At 48.6% G+C, this 22,862-nt stretch carries 17 protein-coding genes; 9 read left to right on the top strand and 8 right to left on the bottom strand.

From position 1 onward, the window contains the following. Window positions 1–31 precede the first annotated feature (31 nt). Window positions 32–1,234 (top strand): immunity 26/phosphotriesterase HocA family protein, encoded by a 1,203-nt coding sequence (locus LOZ86_RS11405; RefSeq protein WP_080728029.1) that lies wholly within the window; start codon window positions 32–34, stop codon window positions 1,232–1,234. Between the two features lie 77 nt (window positions 1,235–1,311). Here the strand turns inward: LOZ86_RS11405 and folM are convergent, their stop codons facing one another. Next, window positions 1,312–2,022, bottom strand: a complete 711-nt coding sequence (folM, locus tag LOZ86_RS11400) for a dihydromonapterin reductase (RefSeq protein ID WP_039480811.1) — start codon at window positions 2,020–2,022, stop codon at window positions 1,312–1,314. A gap of 335 nt (window positions 2,023–2,357) precedes the next feature. On the opposite strand from folM, the gene LOZ86_RS11395 reads away from it, so the two are divergent. The 6 genes from LOZ86_RS11395 (at window position 2,358) to LOZ86_RS11370 (ending at window position 9,793) form a co-directional block, all read left to right on the top strand. After that, window positions 2,358–2,756, top strand: coding sequence for a glycoside hydrolase family 18 protein (locus LOZ86_RS11395; RefSeq protein WP_039480808.1), 399 nt, complete (start codon window positions 2,358–2,360; stop codon window positions 2,754–2,756). Between the two features lie 138 nt (window positions 2,757–2,894). Further along, on the top strand, window positions 2,895–3,155 hold the full coding sequence (locus LOZ86_RS11390; protein ID WP_039480804.1) for a hypothetical protein: 261 nt from the start codon (window positions 2,895–2,897) through the stop codon (window positions 3,153–3,155). A 123-nt stretch (window positions 3,156–3,278) separates the two neighbouring features. Then, window positions 3,279–4,913, top strand: coding sequence for a hypothetical protein (locus tag LOZ86_RS11385; protein WP_039513632.1), 1,635 nt, complete (start codon window positions 3,279–3,281; stop codon window positions 4,911–4,913). Between the two features lie 131 nt (window positions 4,914–5,044). Further along, window positions 5,045–6,880, top strand: a complete 1,836-nt coding sequence (locus LOZ86_RS11380; RefSeq protein ID WP_052012014.1) for a hypothetical protein — start codon at window positions 5,045–5,047, stop codon at window positions 6,878–6,880. 11 nt (window positions 6,881–6,891) lie between these two features. After that, window positions 6,892–9,078, top strand: a complete 2,187-nt coding sequence (locus tag LOZ86_RS11375; RefSeq protein ID WP_052012013.1) for an SAM-dependent methyltransferase — start codon at window positions 6,892–6,894, stop codon at window positions 9,076–9,078. 4 nt (window positions 9,079–9,082) lie between these two features. Further along, window positions 9,083–9,793 carry a hypothetical protein gene (locus tag LOZ86_RS11370; RefSeq protein ID WP_052012012.1) on the top strand — a complete coding sequence of 237 codons (711 nt, stop codon included), beginning with the start codon at window positions 9,083–9,085 and terminating at the stop codon, window positions 9,791–9,793. A 72-nt stretch (window positions 9,794–9,865) separates the two neighbouring features. On the opposite strand, the gene dauA is transcribed toward LOZ86_RS11370, so the two are convergent. From dauA to LOZ86_RS11355, 3 genes are all read right to left on the bottom strand, one after another. Next, window positions 9,866–11,575 carry a C4-dicarboxylic acid transporter DauA gene (gene dauA / locus LOZ86_RS11365; protein ID WP_039480798.1) on the bottom strand — a complete coding sequence of 570 codons (1,710 nt, stop codon included), beginning with the start codon at window positions 11,573–11,575 and terminating at the stop codon, window positions 9,866–9,868. Window positions 11,576–11,738: 163 nt separating this feature from the next. Further along, a complete protein-coding gene (gene chaA / locus LOZ86_RS11360; protein WP_039480796.1) occupies window positions 11,739–12,839 on the bottom strand; it encodes a sodium-potassium/proton antiporter ChaA in 1,101 nt (366 codons plus the stop codon). Between the two features lie 348 nt (window positions 12,840–13,187). Then, window positions 13,188–13,991, bottom strand: coding sequence for a siderophore-interacting protein (locus tag LOZ86_RS11355; protein WP_230242018.1), 804 nt, complete (start codon window positions 13,989–13,991; stop codon window positions 13,188–13,190). A 556-nt stretch (window positions 13,992–14,547) separates the two neighbouring features. On the opposite strand from LOZ86_RS11355, the gene LOZ86_RS11350 reads away from it, so the two are divergent. After that, a complete protein-coding gene (locus LOZ86_RS11350; RefSeq protein WP_039480790.1) occupies window positions 14,548–15,231 on the top strand; it encodes a gamma-glutamylcyclotransferase in 684 nt (227 codons plus the stop codon). Window positions 15,232–15,311: 80 nt separating this feature from the next. Here LOZ86_RS11350 and LOZ86_RS11345 read toward each other — a convergent pair whose 3' ends face one another. From LOZ86_RS11345 to narX, 4 genes are all read right to left on the bottom strand, one after another. Next, entirely contained in the window at window positions 15,312–16,352 is a 1,041-nt protein-coding gene (locus tag LOZ86_RS11345) for a DUF481 domain-containing protein (RefSeq protein WP_039480786.1), read from the bottom strand. 302 nt (window positions 16,353–16,654) lie between these two features. Beyond that, a complete protein-coding gene (locus LOZ86_RS11340) occupies window positions 16,655–17,932 on the bottom strand; it encodes an acyltransferase family protein (protein ID WP_230242017.1) in 1,278 nt (425 codons plus the stop codon). A 290-nt stretch (window positions 17,933–18,222) separates the two neighbouring features. Then, window positions 18,223–18,873 carry a two-component system response regulator NarL gene (narL, locus tag LOZ86_RS11335; RefSeq protein WP_011093590.1) on the bottom strand — a complete coding sequence of 217 codons (651 nt, stop codon included), beginning with the start codon at window positions 18,871–18,873 and terminating at the stop codon, window positions 18,223–18,225. Then, a complete protein-coding gene (gene narX / locus LOZ86_RS11330) occupies window positions 18,866–20,674 on the bottom strand; it encodes a nitrate/nitrite two-component system sensor histidine kinase NarX (RefSeq protein WP_187354149.1) in 1,809 nt (602 codons plus the stop codon). The genes narL and narX overlap by 8 nt, the downstream gene beginning before the upstream one ends. 337 nt (window positions 20,675–21,011) lie before the next feature. Between narX and LOZ86_RS11325 the strand changes: the two genes are divergently transcribed. Beyond that, complete coding sequence (locus tag LOZ86_RS11325) at window positions 21,012–22,400, top strand: NarK family nitrate/nitrite MFS transporter (RefSeq protein ID WP_039480779.1); 1,389 nt, start codon at window positions 21,012–21,014, stop codon at window positions 22,398–22,400. Window positions 22,401–22,862 lie beyond the last annotated feature (462 nt).

Below are 22,862 nucleotides of genomic sequence, written 5' to 3'. Positions count from 1 at the left end.
ACCGATTATTCCACTGGGAACCGCGCTGAAGATGAAACCGATTGACCAGATAAATAGCTGGATGCAGGAAGCCTTACGTCCTTATTTTGGGCTAGAACTGCTCTCGTCTGAATGGGATATTTTAACCGTACGTGACGGCTATTTTATCTGCTTTGATGGCGACACGATCCGCAAACGGATTACCGCCACCGAGCTAGATTATCAGGAAGAAGATGTCATTATTCACACGCGCGGACGTGACGTTATTCTGCCGAGAACCGCGCGCGGTAAAGAAAAAAAGCTGACGTACACTAGCGTTTCCAGCGTGATGGCCGATGGCATTGTGTTTTCTGCGGGCGTCAGAACGCTGAATTCGGGAAGCTACGGTTATATCAGCGCCAGCAATTACCGCAACTCCATCGGACTACCGTTGCCGGAATGCCGTCATTTGACCAGCAAAGCAGAGATTGTCGAGTGGCTGCGATCTTATCGCGAACAATTACCGGCTGATTATGCGCACAAGCTGGAACGGCTGATGAGTATGAAAAACCAGCAGCATAAAACGGTTCCGGGCGACATCTTCCGGGTCGAAATAGACTTACATACCGATGGGTATGTTTTGGTTATTGGTAACCTGCGTCAGATGCAAAAGGACGAGCTATTTGCGGAACACAGCATCTGGAATGATGTGATGACGATGCCGCTGTTTGTCCGACCTTATCTTCTTCGCACAACCGAGCGTAATCTCCCTCTGTCGGAGATTGTGGCATCGTCCTTGTCTGAGAAGTGCTGGATTGTTATGGATAACTCGTTTCTGCGCGGTAACTATGAGTATGTGGGATCGAAAACGTTGTCGGAAGATGACATTCTGTTTCCCGTTGGCTATGGCCCAAGCATTAGCGCACAGAAAAGCGACTATCGTCTGTCGTGGGGACCTTGCTCGATCAATAAAGCTAGTCAGGATACCGCTTTTAAAGCCGGGCGCAGCTATATGAACAATGGGGCTTATAGCAGCGTATCAGCCGAATGCTTCGCTGATAAAGGCTTCCCTGGCTACGATAAAACGCTGCACAACCCGGAGCATCGTGAAGTATGGGAACAGGCACTGGCCGAGTTTGGTTTTCCATCGGATACGACCTACGATGCCTTTGCCCAGCGTACTGGCGGCCTGACGCGTGCGGCTTATCTGGCGTATGTCGCCGACAATAAAGCGTACCAGCGTAAGGCGCGAGTGAAGAAAAAAGAGACGAAATAATTCCCACCATCTACTCATTAAATATATGGGGAAAAAGAAATGGTGTAAGTACCCCGCCATTTCTGTGGTGTGGGGCTTTAGCGCAAAGCCCGACCGCCATCAACTCCCAACGTTTTTCCAGTGACGTAGTTACTGCTGAATAGATAATCCACCAGTCGGACGATTTCCTCTTCACCGGGGGCAATTTTCATCAAGGATTTGTCCCGCGCCTGTTGACGATATCCTTCGTCATCCTGCTTTAAACTGGGGGCAATGGCGTTTACCTTTACTTCCGGTGCCAGTTTGCGGGCAAAGGAACGCGTCATGTTATCCAGTGCCGCCTTATTGGCAGCATAGGCGATGTGTTTCTCGCTGCCTTTTTCTACTACGTAATCCGTCAGATGAATAATGTCGGCACCTGCGATGCCTTGCCCACGCAGGCAAGATTCCAACAGTTGATTGAGTAAATAGGGCGTATAGACGTGAATTTGTAGCATATCGGCCAGCGTTTGTTCTGGTGGTGTCGCGGGGCTTTCTGGCTCCCAGCGGCTAGCATTGTGAATGATGGCGCGTAACTGCGGCGTAAGCGACTGGATTTGCTCCGCAAACGCATAGAGGTTTTCCGTGGTGTAAAAATCGGCTATCAGGCAAATAGCACCGTTTTGCTGTAGCGTCTCTAGTTCGGGATAAGGTGTGCGATAGCTGATGATAACAGGGATCGACTGAGCCATAAACGAACGCGCCAGTGCCAGCCCAATACGCCGCGCGCCGCCTGTAATTAACACGGGAGCAGAAGAAAAAGTTGCCACAATTAGATCTCCTCAACACGTTAGTCAAAAGTGGGAACCATGACAATATACCTGAATTAACCACTAAGGATAAAAGGGTATATGGAAAAATCCGCTGGCTCTACATGTTTCATGTGAGCCACGCTGTTTGAACGACACGGATTATTTAGCGATTCTGAGCAAGAAATATTGGCGTTTCATCGACACATATCTGCCGGTTAATGGCGTCTAACACACTATTGATATTTAGCCGTCGGCCATTTGTCACGTTGATCTTTATTCATACAGTTACGACACTCTTCTATATAGATGATGCTTTTTATGCTTGCCAAATATAAATAAGGGTAAATGCTATAATGCAAAAATATATTGCCATTCTTAACAATCCGTCTGTAGATGATGTGAGTAATATTGGCCAATATGTTTTTCGTTCAAATGGCCAACCCTTTTTCTCCGAAGTGGTGTTGTTTGCTGCTAATATTAATGGTGATAATGCTCAACAACCACAGTTGTTTTATAACGAACAACTTTCTGCAATTCTTAATGACAATATTTCTATTGTCAGAGCGCTTCAGAGCAGTAGCATTAAGGTTCAAATTGCCTATTTAGGTAATCATCAAACTGCAGGTTGGTCAGCAAATATGGATTTTGATACCTGCGTTAATCTTGCCACGATGATGGTTGCTGATGTTACAAAGTACAATTTAGATGGGATTTTTATTGATGATGGATATTCAGCTCAATCAGGAAATTAGCAGCCTTTTTTTGATGTGCTAAGTGCAATAAAAGGAAATGAATTATTTCGGGGTAAGATATTGTCAAAGGCATTATATAACACGCTGTACTTATCTGGTTCGACTAGTGTTGTTCATTTGCTGACAGAAGGCTATTGGATGGATTACGGAGATGACATCGAAGATTTACAAACGTTTATAAATATCGGAATGAGTCCAGATAGTCTCTATCTTTGTCTTTCTCCGCATTATGATGATAGTCAGTCGTTAGCTTCAGAAACTGCCTTAAAATGTGCAGATAATGGTTATGGGGGTATGGCTATCTGGGCGCCTAACAGCTCGCTTAATATCGATCAGGCTTGCCAGTATTACAGCGCTATAGCGTCAGCAGTAGATAATGATAGTGTTGTTTTTAATTGAATGTTTTTATTCTCTGTTATGAGATGGGTGATATTCAATGTAATTGGTTTTTTATTCTTGACAGCTAAACCAAAAATATTTTTGTAGATTTTTTCTAACATAAATTGACGTGAGGAAATAGATATGGGTACCAATAGCAACTGGTCGGTAAGCAATAAAGGTAATAAATCGGTTAAGGCGATTAGCTCTTTTGATAAAAGCGATTCTACGTCGATGGAAATTATTTATCAAGCATCATTAAACTATTTGGATACGTCTGGGAGTGATAATCAAATAGCAGCGAATAGTACGTCCGATGTTATACTTGATACCGATAATTCCATTTATGATGTGGTGTTTTCTTTGCCATCGAATGGCTTTCCGGTAGCGGATACAAGCGCGAGTCTACCATTCGATCCGAATTCGGATATCTACCCTCCTTACAGCATAGCGAGTGGTGCGTTAGATGCAATGCAAAATACTTATAAATTCTACCAATATATTCAAGCATATCCTACTTCCAATACTGCAACCAAGTTCATTAGTGCGGTGCAAGCCCAGAAAAATAATGGCATGCAGACCCAGCCTCCTACAGAGAATGCTATTGATACCTTCTTCAAGGGGATAAATCAATTCAACAATTGTACTTCAGTGACGTATGCAAGTGTTATGAGTTATATAAAAACTTTTGCTGGCGCTTCAGTTGGGTTTAATCCTTCTTATACATTCTATCTGTATCAGTCAGCATCTGATAAAGTAGTTGCCAATGGTCAGGTTAAATTTACTTTAAATAATAAAAATCCGCCGTTTGATTTGACTGATAGCAATGGTGGCTACAGCATAGTTTATACTGATGGAAGTGGTGCTAATACGAATCTGACTTACAATAACGGCCAGTTTGTTTCCGATATAAATGCAGCTTTTCCATCTGTTTGTTTAGCCGTTAGTTGGATATCAAACAATCGGATAAATAATGAAAATAATTCAACGGATAGTGTTATTCCTATCATTGCAGGGACGGTAAATGGAAATCAATCTTGTGGTACAAAAAACAAGAAAGACCTTAGTACGAAAAGTTCAGTTAGTTTTAAAACCGTTCTAGGATATGTAACATCTGTTTTTGGTTTGATGGGAGGGGCTGATCTTATTTATAAACACACCTGGGTAAAATGGAAAGAAAGGAATGCAGAAAAACAAAAGAATGCAGAAAAGGAGTTAACGGATAAGCAGAATCAAGATATTAATGATAAATTAGATAAACTTTCTGAACAAGTGGCTAAAGATGAACAAGCTGTCGCTGATCGATTAAAATTGGATGTTAATACTGATGGCGATATTAATACGGCTAGTGATAGTGTGAAGGCCGCTTCTGATAATTTGTCACTTCAGCAGCAAAAAACTGTTCTGAATGGTGAAATTGATGAGTATGGTAGTCAGATTGAAAAAATAGCTCAGTTTGATGTAGATAAACAATTAGAATCAACCATTGTACAGTTGAAAAATATATCAAATGACGTAAATAACGCATCAACGCTTGCTGACATAAAAAAAGTAAGTTCAAATGCTGAACCTGTTTTAAATGAAGTCAATTCAAGTATTAATTCCCATATTAATGCGTTAGGCGATCAAATGAGTGCAGATGTAAAAGCTGAAATTAATCAATCTAATAGTAATATAGATGATTTGAAAGTACAACAAGATGGCATGGATGAGAGGCAGGCTACGGAAGAAAATGGAGAGTCCCCTGATGACCCAGATATGGATGCTGGGGACTTTTAATTTAACCTTATTGGAGAGAAATGGATTTCTCTTTTTTTATTACCCTGATATTTTTGGGTTTTATTAATGTTGGGTTTTATATTGTATTTTTTATTTTTATATTTAATTTTCATAAAGCATGAGGTATTTGAATGGCATATGATAATTTTGTTAATATAAAAAACACGCTTTCGTCAAATGTTGTTATCTATTCAACAGTGGATGGTTCGGCGTCTAATTCGGATAATCTTTCTCCTGAGGATTTAGACCAGGTTTATACTCAAGTTGGCACGGTTCCAGGGAATGGCTCTGCCAATATTAATATCGAGGCTTTAGTTGCTCGCTTGGTCATTGTCAGAGCAGAAGACCAGTTTCCCGTTGCTCTGTGGGTGCCTGGTATCTTTGCACCTAGTGGAACGCAGACATTTACCGTCACAACGGATATGCAGAATGCTTCTAACCAGGCTTTTGCTTTTTATAAGCAATATACCGCACAACCGTACTCTCCAACTGCGTTACAATTTAATGAAATTCTGCTTAATCCGGATAATGTACTAACGCTTAATACACAAATAGAAAATTTTTTCGATAGTACATCCTATAAAGGTTGTACCTACAATGCCTTTTCAATGGTGACTTACTGGGCATTAAATTCTCTTTATGCCTGGCCAGGTAAATATTACCTTTATCAAAGCAATAATGATTATGGATTTGTGTTCCCTGATGAGCTTAGTGCGACGATTATTGTGGCTGATGGTCAGGCGACATATCAACCGACCGATGGCTCATCCGCACAAGTATTATCCTATGCAAATGGTAACTTAACAACGAGCGGTGCAACGAAAACCTCTGGCATTGATCTTCGAGGTATCTATCGTGAGATGGCGTGGGAAGGGAAGCCGGATACGTTTGGCATGTGCTGGTTAGGCACGAATAACGGGAATAAAACTATCGCTCAAACTTATACCGGGCCAACGGTTCCTTGGTGGGTTATCTCCTATGACCTAACCTATACCGCTTATCTTGGCCTCCAGGTTTATATGATGGCTGATATGGCTGCTACTATTATGAAAGCGATACCCGGCGGTATGAAATCTCTGGCGAATCAGTCTCAGTCTCTCTACAACAAAATTGCCGATCGGTTTCAAAATAGTAATGAATCCGCCAGTTTTGAGCCGGATGACGTAGAAGATATCGACCCGATTAATGTCGATGTCGATATCGATATCGATGTTGACACGGACATTGACGTGGACACGGATATTGATGTGGTGCAGGACACGGATATTGACGTGGATATCGATGTGGATATTGATGTTGATGTGGTATTTGTCGATGTCGATATAGATGTGGATATTGATGTGGATGTTGACGTGGATGTGGATGTGGATACCGATCAGGATACGAATATTGATGTTGATACGGATACCAGCGTTGATACCGATGTTGATGTGCCTTCCGGTACTGTCGATTCTTCGCTTACCAAAATTGGCAATTGGATAATCAATAAAGGTTTCCAAGCGCTGGCAAAAAATCTGGCCATTATGTTCGCTTTTCAGAGTGCAAGTAAGTTACTTGGTGTTTGGCGTAAAGCAGGTGAAGAAAACCTCTATAACCAGGCGCCCCAACAAGCCTCATCAACGGGCATGTTGGTTAACTATATGTTCAATGGCAACAACTCAGTAGAAACACGCTGGAAAACATTTGCAGATTGGGTTCAGCAAGGAAATCCAACGGTAGATGAGCAAAATATGCTCGTCGCCAACATTCTAATGACGAAGAACGCTGCGGAAGATTCAGCTCTCAAAAATTGGACATGGCCGGAATCCGGCATCGATGATGTAGTCAACCAAATGGTCAATGCGGGTTCGGGAAGCGAACAATATCAAGGTTACATCATATTATCTAAAGCGACATATGACGATCAATGCCTGCCTATCAAGGTCGCATGTGGTGTCGCCATTCGTTATTTGAATAAAATTTCCTGAGGAACATGTCTATGCTCGATATTCATCACTCAAAATGTTATCCCCAAAAAAAAGAACGGACACAGGCATGGGAAGATCTAGCTCGGGATATCGCGAAAGCAAATGTGCATAATGGTGGCGTAGTGGCGGGAGGCGCCCCTGGAAAGCTGACTATCATTGGCTCTGGGATCGAGGCAGTGAGTTTTAGTCGTCAGGATGAGAACTTTATTAACACGGCGGACTATGTTTTTTATTGCGTCGCCGATCCTGCCACTGTGGTTTGGATTAAAGAGCAGCGGCCTGATGCGTTTGACCTTTATGTCTTCTACGATGACAGCAAGCCCCGCTATGCAACTTACATGCAAATGACCGAGGCCATGCTGCATCATGTTCGCCGTGGTAAGCATGTTGTTGGTGTTTATTATGGACACCCTGGCATTTTTGTTTTGTCTACGCACCGTGCTATAGAAATTGCGCGCAAAGAGGGGCATACCGCGTTAATGCGCCCAGGTATTAGTGCGCTTGACTGCTTGTGTGCCGATCTGGGTGTCGACCCCAGTTCTCCGGGTCTCCAGACCTATGAAGCGAGTGATATGATGATCCGGGATAAGCAGCCTGATACCGCAGCGCATGTTGTGCTGTGGCAGGTTGGTTTGATCGGTGAACTCGGCTATCGGCGGCTCGGCTATCTCAATAATAACTTCATTTTACTCGTTGACTACCTGAAAGCATTTTATAGCGAAGATCATACCGTCATTAATTATGTGGCATCGCGCTATCCGGGAATTCCACCCACGATTGAACAATACTGTATTCGTGATTTGTACGACCCAAGTATTCAGCAGAAAGTCACTGGCATTTCGACCTTTTACCTGCCGCCAAAAGATATTCGTCCGATTAATCCTGAACGTGCTATCCAGCTGGGCCTTCTGAAACCAGGTCATAAGCCGCTCAATCCTTCCAGCCCGCTGCGCAAAATTGCCGAATATTCTAAAAAAGAGAAACGTGCACTTGACGCACTTGTCGATTTCAAAGTCCCTGCAGGTTACAAATGGCAGGAAGATACCTTAGCGGCGCGCTTTATTGTTGAATTGTTGCAAAACCCCGATTTGCTCAAGCGTTATGAGGCAAACTCATTTGATGCGCTCAGCACCCCCCCTTTTCAAGGAATGGGGGAGCGAGAAATGAAGTTGATGGCGAGCAAAGACCCTGGCATGGTGCAGATTGCAGCAAAAGGTCTCCATAAACGTTCGGCAGGGAACAGAGCGCTACTGGACGATATTGTCCGTCACCCACGCATTGCGCGTCGTATTATAAAAACAAAAAAAATTTCTCAACTCCATGATTTATTTGAACACTATGGCGTGTCTTATAACGAATTACCTCATGATGCGGCACGTGCTGGGCAGCGAACGGCATATGTTTGGAGTGGGATCTATTACGATGCGAATACCCGAACGGTGATATGTATGCTGGCGCCGTTTTCTGGTCATAACAAAATTGCTTTATATATTAATGGGGAAGCGATACATCGTGCCGATTTTCATAATGGCTGTTTGAGCTGGAAAACAGAAGGAGGCAATCAGACGGAAGGCATGTTTCGTTTTGCGCGGACCAATCGGTATCGCACTGTCGCTGTCGGGAGCATTTCAGCAAACGGAAGAGCAGGGTACGCAGAAGGGCGGATTGACGCCGTCGCTCTTATGCCATTCACGGCATCGACAGCAAAGCTAGCCGAGCGAGAGGCTATCATGGCTGAGCAAATAGCTGATCTATTCAGTGGCTCATATTTGTTAAGAAGAAAACAGTATGGTATCTCTCAAATACTTGAAGCCTATGTAGAGGGGTGCACGCTGTTTTTGAATGGTAAACCTGTACCACTTTGCCGTCGTGAGGGGAATAGTATTGTATGGCAGGGTAAGAACGAGACTGGACGGTTATCATTTGTTTTTGATCCCTTATCGGGTACGCATCATTGCTTTGGCGTTGATGAAAGCGGCAGTGGACTCACCGGAATGAAAAAGTTGGAAGATGGTGTTGTATTACGACCTGTTCCTTGGTTTGAGTTGGGTGTGCCTGAGGCGGAGGCTCGATACATTACTCAGTTTGCTCGTCTTGGGGCGGATAGCGGTGGCATTCTGTTCTGGGCAAACTGGCAGAAAATTGTACAGAGTAATTTGGCAACTGCAAAGTTGACCGTGCTGTTAGAACAGGAGTGAGGCTATGATAAATGGTGTGCTTGACTCGCAAGGCTATCAGGGTGATAAAAAGCTGATGATTCTTCGTTACGACACGCGAGAGTTTCCGTTTGCTTGGGCCTTTAAGAAAGAAGCATTTTTTGGTTTATCGCTTTCGCGACTGCATGAGCACTGCATTAGAGCTCATGAAAAAAAGGGGCGTGCTACGCGCCTTTCTACGGAGGATATGACCTATTTACGCAATCGGATGCGTGCTGTTCCTGAGAATGGACTATTCTACTCGTTATATCATCGTTTTATAAAAAACCTTATTTCTTCTCATTTCGGTGAAAAAATAGTCTATACCGAACATCCAGAAATGCGTGTTCATCTGGCTGGATTACCTGCCTGTAGCGCATGGCATACGGATGCACAGGTAACTGGTCGCTATGATCAGGTCAATGTTTGGATGCCGTTTGTCGATACTAATGAAAGCTGCTGCCTGTGGATTGAAACCGATTATGGCCGCAAAGATTTTCGGCCGATTCCTGTTCGTTATGGTGAAGCGTTAATTTTTGATGGAAGCTGTCTAAACCATGGTACGGTAAAAAATGATAGTAATGTTACACGAGTGAGTCTGGATTTCCGGTTTACCGTTAAAACCCGCCCACTCCCTGCGCTTTTTAAACAATTGGTTGCCGACCGTCCCTTAGAACTATCCGCATGGACTCCTTCATTCTACTCCGCCACGGGTTAGCTTTAAGTTCGGTCATTGTTTATTGGTACATGTCATGGGCAAATGTCGTTCTGCCCATAACATCACCTTGGTTCATTTTATACCGCGTTGTGCCATTGTTGCCTCAATCGCCTGTGCGAGTGAACCGTAGAAGCTGAGCCGTCCTTCAATCGGATGAACCTTTGCCCGCGCCAGCGTTTTTAACGGCTGGAAGGGAAGATCGGTGATGATGAGCTGTTTACCTTCGGATAGCGTTTCACTAAAGCGCAGGAACGCATTGAGTCCGCCAGCATCCAGCACCGGCACCGCATCCCACTGCAAGATGATATTTTGATAGCCTTCGCTGCGCACAGTCAGATCGTTGAAGATGCGTTCGGCCGCCGCGAAGAACAGCGGGCCGTTAACGCGCAGCACCAGATGATCTGGGATTTTGGTCTCCGGCAGTTCGCTCAGGCGGGTCATCTGCGCGATGCGACGCATGAAGAGCAGGGATGCCAGTACGATACCGACGGTAATCGCGATCACCATATCGAACAGCACAGTCAGCGACATACAGAGCAGCATCACGATAATGTCGTCTTTCGGCCCGTGGCGTAGCAAATCCACCACTTTATGTGCTTCGCTCATGTTCCAAGCGACGATCAGCAGCAGCGATGCCATTGCCGCTAGCGGCAGATAAGACAGCCACGGCGCAAGGATCAGCAACGCCAGTAACACCAGCAGCGCATGGATCACGGCGGAGATCGGCGAGTTTGCGCCCGCGCGCACGTTGGCGGCGGAGCGGGCAATCGCGGCGGTCGCGGTAATGCCGCCAAAGAAAGGCGCGATGATGTTACCGAAGCCCTGCCCCATCAGCTCCGCATTAGAATTGTGTTTTTTGCCCGTCATCCCGTCCAGCACGACGGCGCACAGCAGCGACTCAATCGCCCCCAGCATCGCCATAGAGAACGCCGCAGGCAGCAGTGCGGAAATACTTTGCCAATCCAGCGTCATCGTCTTCCCATCCGGCGACGGAATATCCCACGGCAGAATGAGCTGCGGCAGGATAGGCGGAATCCCTTGCCCCTGCGAACCGTCCGCCAACATATAGCTGAATCGGGAACCGATGGTGGCCACATTTTCACCGAGCAGCGACATGATTCCCATCACCGCGACGCCTGCCAGCAGCGCAGGCAAATGGCCGGGCAGGCGAATACCGAGTCTGGGCCAGACGATGAGCACCAAAAGCGTCGTTGCGCCAATCAGCGTATCAGCAAGATGCAGGGTCGGCAGCGATTGCGCCAGCGCCGCCACTTTTTCGACGTAATGCTCGGGGACTACCGCCATCTGCAAGCCGAAGAAATCCTTGATTTGCATGGTGCCGATGGTGATAGCTATCCCGGAGGTGAATCCCAGCGTTACGGAAAGCGGAATGTATTCAATCAGGCGGCCAAAGCGGCAGAGCCCCATCAGCAGCAGAAAGACACCGGACAGCAAGGTGGCAACCAGCAGGCCGGATAGCCCGAACTGTTGCGACACCGGATACAAAATGACGACGAAGGCGGCCGTCGGGCCTGAGACGCTGTAGCGTGAGCCGCCGCTGATGGCGATGACAATCCCGGCAATGGCTGACGTATACAGTCCGTACTGTGGAGGAACGCCGCTGGCAATCGCCAGTGCCATCGCTAGCGGTATGGCGATGATGCCGACGGTCACGCCAGCGATAATGTCGTGGGTAAAACGTTGTAGCGTATATTTTTCGCGCCAGCACGCATCGATCAGTGCGCTGAACGGCCTGACGCCGTTAATTCCGTGCGTTTTCATCTAAGCAGAAACCAAAGTAAGGAAGTAAATCAATATGGCGGGCCTGCCGGTCCGTCGACGACAGCCTTACGATACGCCGGACGCGCTCAGAAGATCCAGATATACATCAAGAGAAATGGTTTTTGGCGAGGCCGACGCGGCGAAAACCGCGTCGGCAGGGGAATTACAGCGTGATGGTGATCAGATAGGCGGCAAAGAGCGCCAGATGCGCGCTGCCGCTCAACACGTTGGTTCTACCGGTGGAGAACGTAATGTGGCACAGCACCAGTACCGACAGCATCACGACAATGTGCGGCATATCCAGACCGAAGTTCAGCGTGCGGCCGGTCAGCATGGCGATGATCGTGACGGTAGGGACCGTCAGTGAAATGGTTGCCAGCACGGAACCGAAAAACAGGTTCATGGCACGCTGCACCTGATTTTTCAGGACGGCGCGGATCGCTCCCAGCCCTTCAGGAGAGAGGATTAACAGTGCGACCAGGAAGCCCGTAAACTGCGTCGGTGCGTTCATTTCGGTCAGCAGCGTTTCCAGCGGCATGGAGTTCGTCTTGGTGACCGCGATAACAGCAACCAGATGAACCAGCAGCCAGGCGGTGTGCCACAGGGAACTGTGCGCGGACGGTTTACCATGGTGCGGATCGTCACCGTCGCCTTCGTCTTCGTGCTCATACACAAACAGGCTTTGGTGCGTACGCGTTTGAATCAGCAGGAAAACGCCGTACATCGCCGCAGAAATAGCGGCAACAATCAACGATTGCGCTACGCTGAAATTACCACCGGGCAAGGCGCTGGGGAAAACCAACACGATCACAGCCAATGGGAAGATCGCCATCAGGTACTGCTTGATGCCGCTCAGGTTGACGTACTGTGTGGCGAATTTACGGCCGCCGAGTAAGAGAGCGAAACCGACCAGACCACCGGTGACAATCACGATAATGGAATAGAGGGTGTCACGCATCAGATCCGGGCCAGCGTCACCGGTTGCCATCAGTGCTGAAATCAGGCTGACTTCAAGAATGACGACGGATAGACTGAGGATCAATGAACCGTAGGGTTCACCCAGACGGTGTGCGAGCACGTCGGCGTGACGCACTACGCTGAAGGCGCTAAACAGTATCCCGGCTAGCGCGATGGCGTTGATGCCGAGAATGGCGATAAAATCTTGTGACGTGCCCCACATGTAGAGCACAGCCAGCGCGATAACAGGAAAAATGAGTGAGTATTCATGATGGCGAGTTTTGACCACCTCAGCATGAGACTTCATTGCGGGAGTTCTCCTTATCCAGAGGAATGATACGGCAAAATATCCCCGTCATATTTCAAGTCAGCCTACTGGCAACTCAAACTATTTAGGGCATAAAGCCATTTATTGTGGTCGTAAAATCCTTTATTCAGGTCGTAAGCCCTTTATTAAGGGGGTAGAACAACAATAAACAGCAAAAGGTTACTAAAAAGTAGTTATAACGTAATAAAACGAACAATATGATAACAGATTGTCATGTTGATGCGGTTTTTTTTACGGATTTTTACGCTTTGAGATGAAATTTAAATGAAAAGGGAGAATCTGCGTGTCTTCTCCCTATCATGATAATATCAAATGTATTTTTTGTGGTTATGCGTCAGGATTGTCCATAATATCGTGACGTTTATGATGATAATCCTCTTCATTTAACCCTTCTCGCCAATAAGGCACGGCATACATCTGATTTCGCTCACACCTGCGTTCGCGACGCACGTGGCGGCGAAGCTGAACCACGATGCGATCCTCACCGGCTAACCAGTAAAACGCATTTTCAGTCGACGGAAGTGCCTGAAACTGCTGCAACAATGCGTCGGTCACGTCCGTTCCACCGATAATCCAGTGCAGCTGAAGCTGTGCTGGTTTAGCGATATCAAGTTTATCAGCCTCGCTGTCGACACGGATTACCGCATGCCCCGTTGCGTCATCAGGCAGGTTCTCCAACAGCGCCATGAGCGCGGGGAACGATGTTGGGTCAGCAGCCAGATAATAAGCGGCTGCTGGCGGCAGCATCGGGAGCGGGCCACCGGGTTGTGAAATGCCGACCCAGTCGCCGGGCTTGGCCTGACGGGCAAAGGTGACGGCAGGGCCGGCGTGCTCATGCAGCGCGAAAACCATATCCAGCTCCGCATCCTCCGGGCGCACCGCACGGACGCTATAGGTGCGGACGATAGGGCGGGCTTCGCCTTCTGGCCAGAGCGGGCCGCGTTCGCTAATCGCTGGCAGAGCCGGTTTTTGCTGCCCAGCCTGAGGCAAAAAGAGCTTGATGTGTGCACCGTATCGCTCGACCGGATAATCGCGCAGCGCGTCGTGATGGAAAGTAATGCAGCGTAAATGAGGGGAAATATCGTGGATGTGTTTAACCTGAACTAAAACAGGCTGACGCGGCGTTGCCATTCAGTGTCTCCGTGGATAGTCGATTCCAAATTAAGGATGATAATAACACGAGATGATAATTATTATCATTTGATGCCTGCCGTTATTATTCTTGTCGCCGCCGATACTTTTTATTGAAGTCGATGGCTTTCATGCCAAGCGTACGGCAGGCTCCTGGCCTCACAAAAATGAGGTTTGTATCAAGAATGCGTCAAGTCTGGCGGTGAGTTGCCGATTAGTTGATATACCCGTCATACTTCAAGTTGCATGTGCGTTGGCTGCATTCAGTCACCCGAATCACTTACCTAAGTAAGCTCATCGGGATGCCTTCTCTTGCCGCCTTCCTGAAACTCGAATTATTTAGGGTACAAAATCGGAATCTTGCGTGAGTGAAACATTATCACGAACTTTTTCAGTCTTTGTGACCAGTATCAAACTTGATCGCAAAGCCATAAATGAATAACCTCAATATAGATAGTGTTGTAAAATTAAGCAGATGAAGCAGTTAGGTTTTTACACGCAGGGCGAGAGCCGATCTGACGAGCAGCAAAAGAGTAAGGTTGGGGGGTAGTAAGTAGTGTTAACACGCGATTTTTTGCAGAAAGCAGATTGTAGAACGTCTTTTGGGTGTATTGAAGAAACCTTACTGCTCACCCCGCAACAGCGGGCTGATTCATTGGACAGAACGTTGGCGTTACGGCCGAATAGTTGTCCTATCTGGGTATTTGGCTACGGTTCACTCATGTGGAATCCGGTTTTTGACGCCGAAGAAACCTGTCTCGCCACGTTGGCAGGGTGGCAGCGTGCCTTTTGCCTGCGCCTCACCATCGGTCGCGGCACGCTAACGCAGCCAGGGCGGATGCTGGCGCTGAAACCCGGCGGGCAAACGACGGGGTTGGCTTTCCGACTGCCGGAAACCTCATTGCGTGAAGATCTGGAGCTGCTGTGGAAGCGTGAAATGCTGACGGGCTGCTATCGTCCACTCTGGTGCGAACTGCATCGCAAGAACGGCGCACCGCTGACGGCGCTGGTGTTTGTCTCCGAGCCTGAGCATCCCCTCAACGAAAATGATACCTGCATTCAGAGCGTTGCCCCGCTGATTGCGCGCGCGAGTGGTCCGCTCGGCACCAATGCGCAATATCTGTTTGCACTCGAGCAAGAGCTGAAGAATCACGGAACGGAAGACGAAAGCGTGAGTGAACTGGCGCAGCGGGTGAGAATCCTGCAACAGTCGTGTTCTGCGGCAGCAGGGAACGGTTAATAACGAAATCGCGATGAGTGGAAGCATTGAGGTGAACGACGAGATCGCCGTTCACCTTGAGACAATGTGAAGCAACTGACTTACCAGCCGACGCCAACACCCATGGTGTAAAGCGTGTCGTCAACATTCCCCTGATTACTTTCGATACGGGTACGTGACACTTTCATGCTCATAGAAGACCAGTCGGTCAGCTTGAAGCGCAGGCCTGCATCTGCTTTCAGATAGATTGGCGCAGTGCCATCAAATGAACGACCCAATTCACCGTTGGTGAAGGCTTCAACCGATTTGCTGAACAGGTAGCGGTTGTACGCCCACTTAATCGCACCGGAGTAGAAGTCATCATCGCCCTGATCGCGGTAGACGAAGGTTTGGGAGTTGACCAGCGACGTCAGTGAGAACGCGCCTAAATCGTTATCCCAGAACTGATAACCGGGACCGAGACCGAAAGAGCGGTTGATTTTAATGCTTTCAATCCAGTCGCGTTTGTACTGATAACGACCCTGCCAGAACCAGTTCTCATCCACGAACTTATCCAGTGCATATTCGCCAGCCGCATTCTTGGTGCTCTCGACTTTATCCTCTTTTGCCAAATGGTAGCTGGCATCAAGGTTGTGTCGCCACGTATCGTGACGCGCTTTGGTGTTCAGCGTCACATCGTAGTTGTCGGTTTCTGTCGAGCTTTTCTTGTGCGACATACCGGCGTCAATGTTGCCTTTCCAGGCTAAATCGGTCACCAGCGGCTTCTGTGCGACGATGGACGTGATTTCGGAAAGCGGCAATGTTTGCGGGCCAGCGGCTTCGTTAGCCAGCGACGGGTTCGCGACGATGGCGCGGTTTTCGCCTGCTTTGATCGTCGGATACAGTACGCCTTTTTCGTAGCGTTCGCCTTGAATCACCAGACCATGATCGGATTCGAAGGTTTTCACCTTGTCCCAGGCAACAGAAATAGAGCCTGCATAGTCGGTGTTGATAAAGAGTTTTCCGCCGTCAAGCAGCGTGATTTTCCCTGTGAGCTGGTCGCCATTGGTCAGCCAAATGGTGTCAGCGCGGCTCTGTGTAATGCCAGCAGAGAGGGCGATAACCAGGCTGAGGGAAGAGAGTGCGTGTTTGGATAGTGTCATTATTGCCAAGTAAACAGTGGTGACAGGTAGTGAGATGTCCGTCAAAGACAAAGACGTACAGCCGATGATAACGAACCGGTTTAGTCCGGAACGGCAAACATTAACAGGAATCGTAGTGATGCTCTACCCGAAAACGAAAATTGATTAGAATGTAAATAGTTATAAAAGTGGCTATTGATGATTAACCGCTATAACGCGACGGTTGTCACATTTTTGACTGGCGGAAAGGGGATGAGTCGTGCGGAGATGATGCTCTCTGGCCCAGCCTGTTTCAGGCCAGAGAGCGTGTGCGATAGATGACGCTATGCGGTGCGCTGCGTGCGGGATGCACTGTTGTTGTTCAGGAAACGCGAGGTCAGGAACGTCCTTACGCGGAACACGATCCGTTCCTGGAAGAGAACACAGAGCGTCACGGTGCTGAGCAGGAAAATGACATAGCCCGTCATGGACAGCTGCACCTGACCTGCCGCGGTAATGCACTGGTCCCAATCGTTGAAGCAAGCCATCGGGTTACCGCGCACCAGCTGTTCCAGCGTACGGAACAGATTGAAGAGCGGAACGTGTAGCGCAAAGATAGACAGCGAGGCTGCTCCCAGTCGGGGCGACCAATGCCGCAGCCATTCACTGTTAGGTTCACGCGCCAGCGCACTGAGACAAACCAGACCGACCTGAGCCGGCAGAAGCAATCCGTTGTGCAGCAAGAAGTACCAATAGGCTTCGCCTTTTGTGAACAGCCAGGTAGCGACAAGGAAATTCACACCGATGAAGAAGGCGAGTGCGTAGCACTGGCCTTTGGTCGACGGTAAGCGATCTTTCTGGCGATAATGGCGGAACAGCGCATAGCCCAATATCCCGGCCAGGAATTCCGGCAGACGGAAGATCGGCCCACGCTGCAACAGCCCGGTGTACGGCATACCGAACTGCTGTTGCCAAATTACCCAAATCGGCGGCAGCAGATACAGCAGGCAGACGATCCCCAGCCACAGCCACGGATGGCGGCTGTTCAACAGACGCGGTGCCAATAGCGGGAACGCCAGATAGAAAAAGAACAGCGTGGAAAGCGACCATAACGGGGCATTGAAGGTCAGGAAGTAAGGATTCCATGCCTGCAACATCAGTACCTGCAATAACCCGTTGAACGCCAACTGTGCATTCGTCATGTAATGGCGCAGCGTTTCGGGGTCGGCCGCGGGGTCGTTGGTGTCATAAATAACGAAGCGTGCGCTGGCGACTTGTCCTTCCGGCGGCACGGCCAGCCACTGCATCAGCGTGACAACGGCAATCGAAGATAGCAGGGCAATGATATGGATGGGATAAAGATTAAAGAAGCGTTTGGCCCAGAACTGGCGAACCGGTTCACGCAGACGTCCGTCCTTAATGTAGACATGGGCTAGCAAGAAGCCAGACAGGACAAAGAACGTGCTGGTCGCGAAGAATCCCATGCTGGTGAGCTCGCTCAGGAAGGGAATGCGCTCACGCTGGGGATAAACGTGTACCGTGTGATAAATCATCACATAGCAGCCGAGCAGAAATCGTAACCATTCCAGGCCGATAAACCGCTCCTTACTAACCTTTTTCATGTTGTTCCTCAACGTTAAACTCGGTGTAAAAGCCGAAAAATGCGATTACGAACTAGTTTAGACGAGAGCGACGTCACATTAATTAGGATAACGGCTATAAATGCCGATGCCGTTTAGTAATCGTTTAGGTTTGGCGGGGCGTTGGTAGTATTTCCAACAATTATTTTCATCAACTTTGTTTTCATGAACCACGGCGGCATCCTCGCTCACGCGAGGATAATCTCGGGCGGAAGGGCGCCGGAGCGCCTTATCCGTACCGCTGACAATCGCGGTATCTTGTGACGATGTGATTAAATCACTTTTTCTTGTAATACCCAGACAGCCGCTTCAACCCGTGATTTTAGCTTCATTTTTTTCAACAGGTGTTTGACGTGAACCTTAACGGTACTTTCGGTAATCGTGAGCTTGCGGGCGATCACTTTATTGGACAATCCTTGGGCTAGCAGCTTCAGAATATCGCGTTCGCGTGGCGTGAGCAGTTGAATGTCTCGATCGCTGCTATGACGGCTTTCGCGCAGGCTGGCGGCCAGAATCGGCGTCAACGTTTCACTTAGCACCATTTTCCCTGACGCCGCCTGATGCAGCGCAGCCAGTAAATCTTCCGGCTCCATATCTTTCAGCAGGTAACCATCGGCACCATTTTTCAGGGCATTGACAACATCGTCTTCATGGTTGGATACGCTAAAGACGACAATGCGGCCAGACAGCGATTTTTCCCGCAGACGATTCAACGTTTCTAGGCCATTCATGCCGGGCATGTTCAAATCGAGCAGAATCAAATCCGGGTCCAGCTGTTCCGCTAGCTCGACACCCTGTTCGCCGTGACTGGCTTCACCTGCCACCTGTAATTCTGGATCCATGCTGATGAGTTGCTTAACACCATTCCGCAACATGGGATGGTCGTCAATCAGCAGTAGGGTGGCGGCATCTTCGTTAATCATGAGTTTCTCCTGTTAATGGCAGCCGGTGACGGTATTCGGAGAGGAAGTTGACATTGACTTCAGTGCCCCCCGACGGCCGGCGTCGAACAATGCATTCGCCGTGCAAACCCCGTGCACGGTCGCGCATGATAATAAGTCCATAGTGGTTGGCGCGGCTGGCATCATCAGGAATACCGATACCGTTGTCGGCTACGCTGAGTTCGATGTAACCCTGACGTAGTTGCAGCGTAATATCGACCTGTGTGGCCTGCGCGTGTTTATAAATATTGCTCAGCGCTTCACGCACAATTTGCAGGACGTGAATGCCTTGATGTGCGGAAACCGACTGCGGCGGCAGGCGGTAATGTAATTCGATGGGATAACCCAGTCGCTTGCCAAATTCATCGACCGACGCCCGCAGCGCGGCAAGTAAGCCGGATTCCGACAGCTTCAACCGGAACGTCGTCAGCAGCTCACGCAGTTGACGATAGGCGGTGTTCAACTCTTCCCGCATTTCCGTCAGCAACTGCTGTGAAGCAGGGGGTAAATCGCCGCCCTGCATTTGCAGACAGCTCACCTGAATTTTCAGGCAGGAAAGGGACTGGGCGATAGAGTCGTGCAGCTCGCGGGCAATGGTGGCGCGCTCTTCCATCAGCATCAACTGCTGTTGATGGTTGGATTGACGTTCCAGCGCCAGCGTGCTGGTTAACTGTTCCAATAAGGTATTCAGTAACTGATTTTGATCGCGGGTCAGCACGGTATTGCCCGGCAGCGTAGCTAACACGACGCCATATTGCCCGTGTTTATCATGCAGATCCCAACAGTTAGGTTCACCCGGCAGTTCTTCTCGCTTTACCTGCATACCGCAGCTCTGACAGCTGTTATCCGGGCAGTGATCCGGCTGCGACTGGCTGCAATCGCTAAACTGGTGAAACTGTTCCTGATTATTATCTTCATACAGCCGCAGTTGAACATTGCGCAGCGGTGTCAACGACGGTAGTTCGTTCAGGATCGGCATCAGTCGGCTACACAGCGGTGCACCGGTATGCAGGCGTCGACTGGCGCGATAGAGGAAAGAAAGTAGATCATTTTTCTGTTGCAGGTCGGCCGTTTTCTCGGCGACACGCAGTTCCAGACTGTGGTACATGGCGGAAAGTTCATCCGACATGCTGTTCAGTACCTGTCCCAGCGTGCTCATTTCGTCATGGCCGCTGATGGCGACGCGTTGGGTGAAATCACCTTGCCCGATAGCTTGCCCCATCGAGACCAGACGTCGCCACGGTCTCAACAGGCGGCGACGCAGGTAAAAGAACGTGGTAACCAGCAGAATAAACATGATGCCGATGAAGATGCGCTGTACCAGCGTGACCATTCTCAACCGCTGTTCGGTTTTATGATCGATAGCGGAAACCAGATCGTCCAGCTGTTTCACGAAGCGGGCGACATCCGCCGAGGCATCAGCAGAATTCGTTGCCTGCCGCAGATGCGGTTGCAGGTTCTCCAACCAGAAAACGCGCAGTGCAGTGAATTGCTTACTAAGCCCTTCCCGACGTACTGCCTGCTGTAGGTCACTGCTGATTTCGTCTTCTTCGAGTTCTCGCAGATAAATTTCATTTTTGGCAGAGAGCGGCACCATCGAGAGCAGACGGTAACTTTGCATACGCAACGAGCCCGCTTTATTAATGGCGTGCGCGTTCCCTTGGATGCTTTGAGACATCCAACTGGAAACCGACATACCTGCAATACCCAGCAAACCGAGTAGCAGCATCAATAAGGCAACCTGATTGACGAGCGACAGCGGCAGCAGGAAACGTTTCAACATAATAAAGCAGCCTCTGCTGGAGGAGTAGAAAACCAGTACCGAGAAGGATAACCCTTTTGGCATTTTTCCCGATCCTACATGATAACCCTATACCCACTAGTGAGTACCACCGAATATCCATGCCTTGAAAGGGGATATGACAGTAAGAAAAAATAGAGATATAACAGCTTGAATTATCGTTGCTTATTTTTCTATTTTTATTACTCATTAAGGAGTGTGGTTATTTTTACACGATTTTTTTACCTGACAGCGCGTTGATTTGCATCAACTTTACCTGCGGTGTAATCCCTAATGTTGCGCCTTAATTCTACCGCGTTTTTATTTATCGAGGTTTTTTATGACGCAGCCTTCATCACCCGAAAAAGTATCGCAAAGCACGCTGATAAGGGAATGGAATCCTGAAGATACAAAATTCTGGCAATCTGGCGGACAACGGATAGCACAGCGTAATCTTTGGATCTCTGTACCTTGTCTGCTGTTGTCGTTTTGTGTCTGGATGATTTTCAGCACCGTAGCCGTTAACCTAAACAAGGTCGGATTTAGTTTTAGCACAGACCAGTTATTTTTACTTGCCGCGCTGCCTTCCGTCTCCGGCGCGCTGTTGCGCGTTCCTTACTCCTTCGTCATCCCGCTGGTTGGCGGTCGCCGCTGGACGACGCTGAGTACCATTATTCTGGTCATCCCATGCATCTGGCTTGGGTTTGTCGTACAGAATCCGCAAACGCCTTACAGCGTCTTCGTTACGATTTCTCTGCTGTGCGGCTTCGCCGGTGCTAACTTTGCGTCCAGCATGGCGAACATCAGTTTCTTCTTCCCCAAATCACGTCAGGGTAGTGCGCTCGGCATTAACGGTGGATTGGGCAACCTCGGCGTGAGTGTAATGCAACTGCTGGTGCCGGTGGTGATTTTCCTGCCGATGCTGGGATTTTCTGACAACGGCGTGGTGCAACCTGACGGCACACAGATCTGGCTGCATCATGCTGCCTGGATGTGGGTGCCGTTGCTGGTGATTGCTGCAACCGCTGCCTGGTTTGGCATGAACGATCTGCCTATGGTTAATGCGTCGATACGTAAGCAACTGCCGGTTTTGAAGCAAATGCACCTGTGGATACTCAGCTTCCTGTATCTGTCCACGTTTGGCTCATTTATCGGTTTCTCTGCAGGCTTCGGTATGCTGTCCAGAACGCAGTTCCCAGACATCGTGATTCTGTACTACGCGTTCTTCGGACCGCTGCTGGGCGCGTTGGCGCGTCCGGTTGGTGGCATGCTGTCTGACCGCTTTGGTGGTGTGAAAGTCACGTTGATTAACTTCATCTTGATGGTGATTCTCTCGGTATTACTGTTCCTGTCCCTGCCGAGTGCGAACTCTGCGGGTTCATTCGGGATGTTCTTTGGCATCTTCATGATGCTGTTCCTGACGGCCGGTCTGGGTAGTGGGTCAACCTTCCAGATGATCGCCGTGATTTTCCGTAAATTAACGGCAGATCGCGTTAAATTGGAAGGCGGAAATGATTCCGACGCACAGCGCGCGGCAGCCACGGATACTGCAGCGGCGCTGGGTTTTATTTCGGCCATTGGCGCTATCGGCGGCTTCTTCATTCCTCAGGCCTTCGGTATGTCGCTTGAGTTAACTGGTTCACCCACTGGAGCGATGAAGGTGTTTGTGGTGTGCTACGTCGTCTGCGTATTGGTGACCTGGCTGTTCTATGCCAGAAAGAAAAACTGATTCGCCAGAAAGAAAAGCTGGTTCCTCTCGATAACGATCGGGGACTCACGGTCAGAAAGATCGGTGTCCCTTTCTCAGCGCCTCCTCCTTTTCGGGGAGGCGTTTTTTTTGCGCCGCATTCAGCTACCCCCCTTTCCTGAATCTGTACGATTTTTCGTCGTCTTCCGACTACTACCTCTAAATAGTCGTGTGTATGAATTCAGTATAAGCACAAAACGAATGGTTTTATTTTTATCTTTTAAAATCAATTAATTATGTGTTTATATTGTAATAATTCTTTGGTGGTAGTTAGCGATATACTCCGTTTTTCACAGGGTGACACTCTTGATCGTTATCAAGTTTGACAACGCGGTTGCTGGATACCCTAGCGCCAACTTGAGCGATGTGTCGTAAGCAAAAACAGATGTCTGCTACGAGCATTTCATAACGACAGGGGCCAGCAGGCTTCGCAGCAGGAGAGTC

The sequence above is a fragment of the Pectobacterium parvum genome, assembly GCF_020971565.1.
In the GTDB taxonomy this organism is placed as follows: Bacteria; Pseudomonadota; Gammaproteobacteria; order Enterobacterales; family Enterobacteriaceae; genus Pectobacterium; species Pectobacterium polare.
The sequence above is the reverse complement of the archived record's forward strand: the minus strand, read 5'-3'. Positions and strand labels throughout refer to the sequence as shown.

What these genes read in the sequence shown, in the direction of transcription:
- LOZ86_RS11380 (WP_052012014.1), top strand. Translation starts at nt 5,045, where the DNA reads ATGGCATATGATAATTTTGTTAATATAAAAAACACGCTTTCGTCAAAT.
- LOZ86_RS11405 (WP_080728029.1), top strand. Translation starts at nt 32, where the DNA reads ATGAAACCGATTGACCAGATAAATAGCTGGATGCAGGAAGCCTTACGT.
- LOZ86_RS11375 (WP_052012013.1), top strand. Translation starts at nt 6,892, where the DNA reads ATGCTCGATATTCATCACTCAAAATGTTATCCCCAAAAAAAAGAACGG.
- narX (WP_187354149.1), bottom strand. Translation starts at nt 20,674, where the DNA reads ATGTTGAAACGTTTCCTGCTGCCGCTGTCGCTCGTCAATCAGGTTGCC.
- LOZ86_RS11340 (WP_230242017.1), bottom strand. Translation starts at nt 17,932, where the DNA reads ATGAAAAAGGTTAGTAAGGAGCGGTTTATCGGCCTGGAATGGTTACGA.
- LOZ86_RS11370 (WP_052012012.1), top strand. Translation starts at nt 9,083, where the DNA reads ATGATAAATGGTGTGCTTGACTCGCAAGGCTATCAGGGTGATAAAAAG.
- LOZ86_RS11325 (WP_039480779.1), top strand. Translation starts at nt 21,012, where the DNA reads ATGACGCAGCCTTCATCACCCGAAAAAGTATCGCAAAGCACGCTGATA.
- LOZ86_RS11385 (WP_039513632.1), top strand. Translation starts at nt 3,279, where the DNA reads ATGGGTACCAATAGCAACTGGTCGGTAAGCAATAAAGGTAATAAATCG.
- LOZ86_RS11345 (WP_039480786.1), bottom strand. Translation starts at nt 16,352, where the DNA reads ATGACACTATCCAAACACGCACTCTCTTCCCTCAGCCTGGTTATCGCC.
- dauA (WP_039480798.1), bottom strand. Translation starts at nt 11,575, where the DNA reads ATGAAAACGCACGGAATTAACGGCGTCAGGCCGTTCAGCGCACTGATC.
- LOZ86_RS11355 (WP_230242018.1), bottom strand. Translation starts at nt 13,991, where the DNA reads ATGGCAACGCCGCGTCAGCCTGTTTTAGTTCAGGTTAAACACATCCAC.
- LOZ86_RS11395 (WP_039480808.1), top strand. Translation starts at nt 2,358, where the DNA reads ATGCAAAAATATATTGCCATTCTTAACAATCCGTCTGTAGATGATGTG.
- chaA (WP_039480796.1), bottom strand. Translation starts at nt 12,839, where the DNA reads ATGAAGTCTCATGCTGAGGTGGTCAAAACTCGCCATCATGAATACTCA.
- narL (WP_011093590.1), bottom strand. Translation starts at nt 18,873, where the DNA reads ATGATTAACGAAGATGCCGCCACCCTACTGCTGATTGACGACCATCCC.
- LOZ86_RS11390 (WP_039480804.1), top strand. Translation starts at nt 2,895, where the DNA reads ATGGATTACGGAGATGACATCGAAGATTTACAAACGTTTATAAATATC.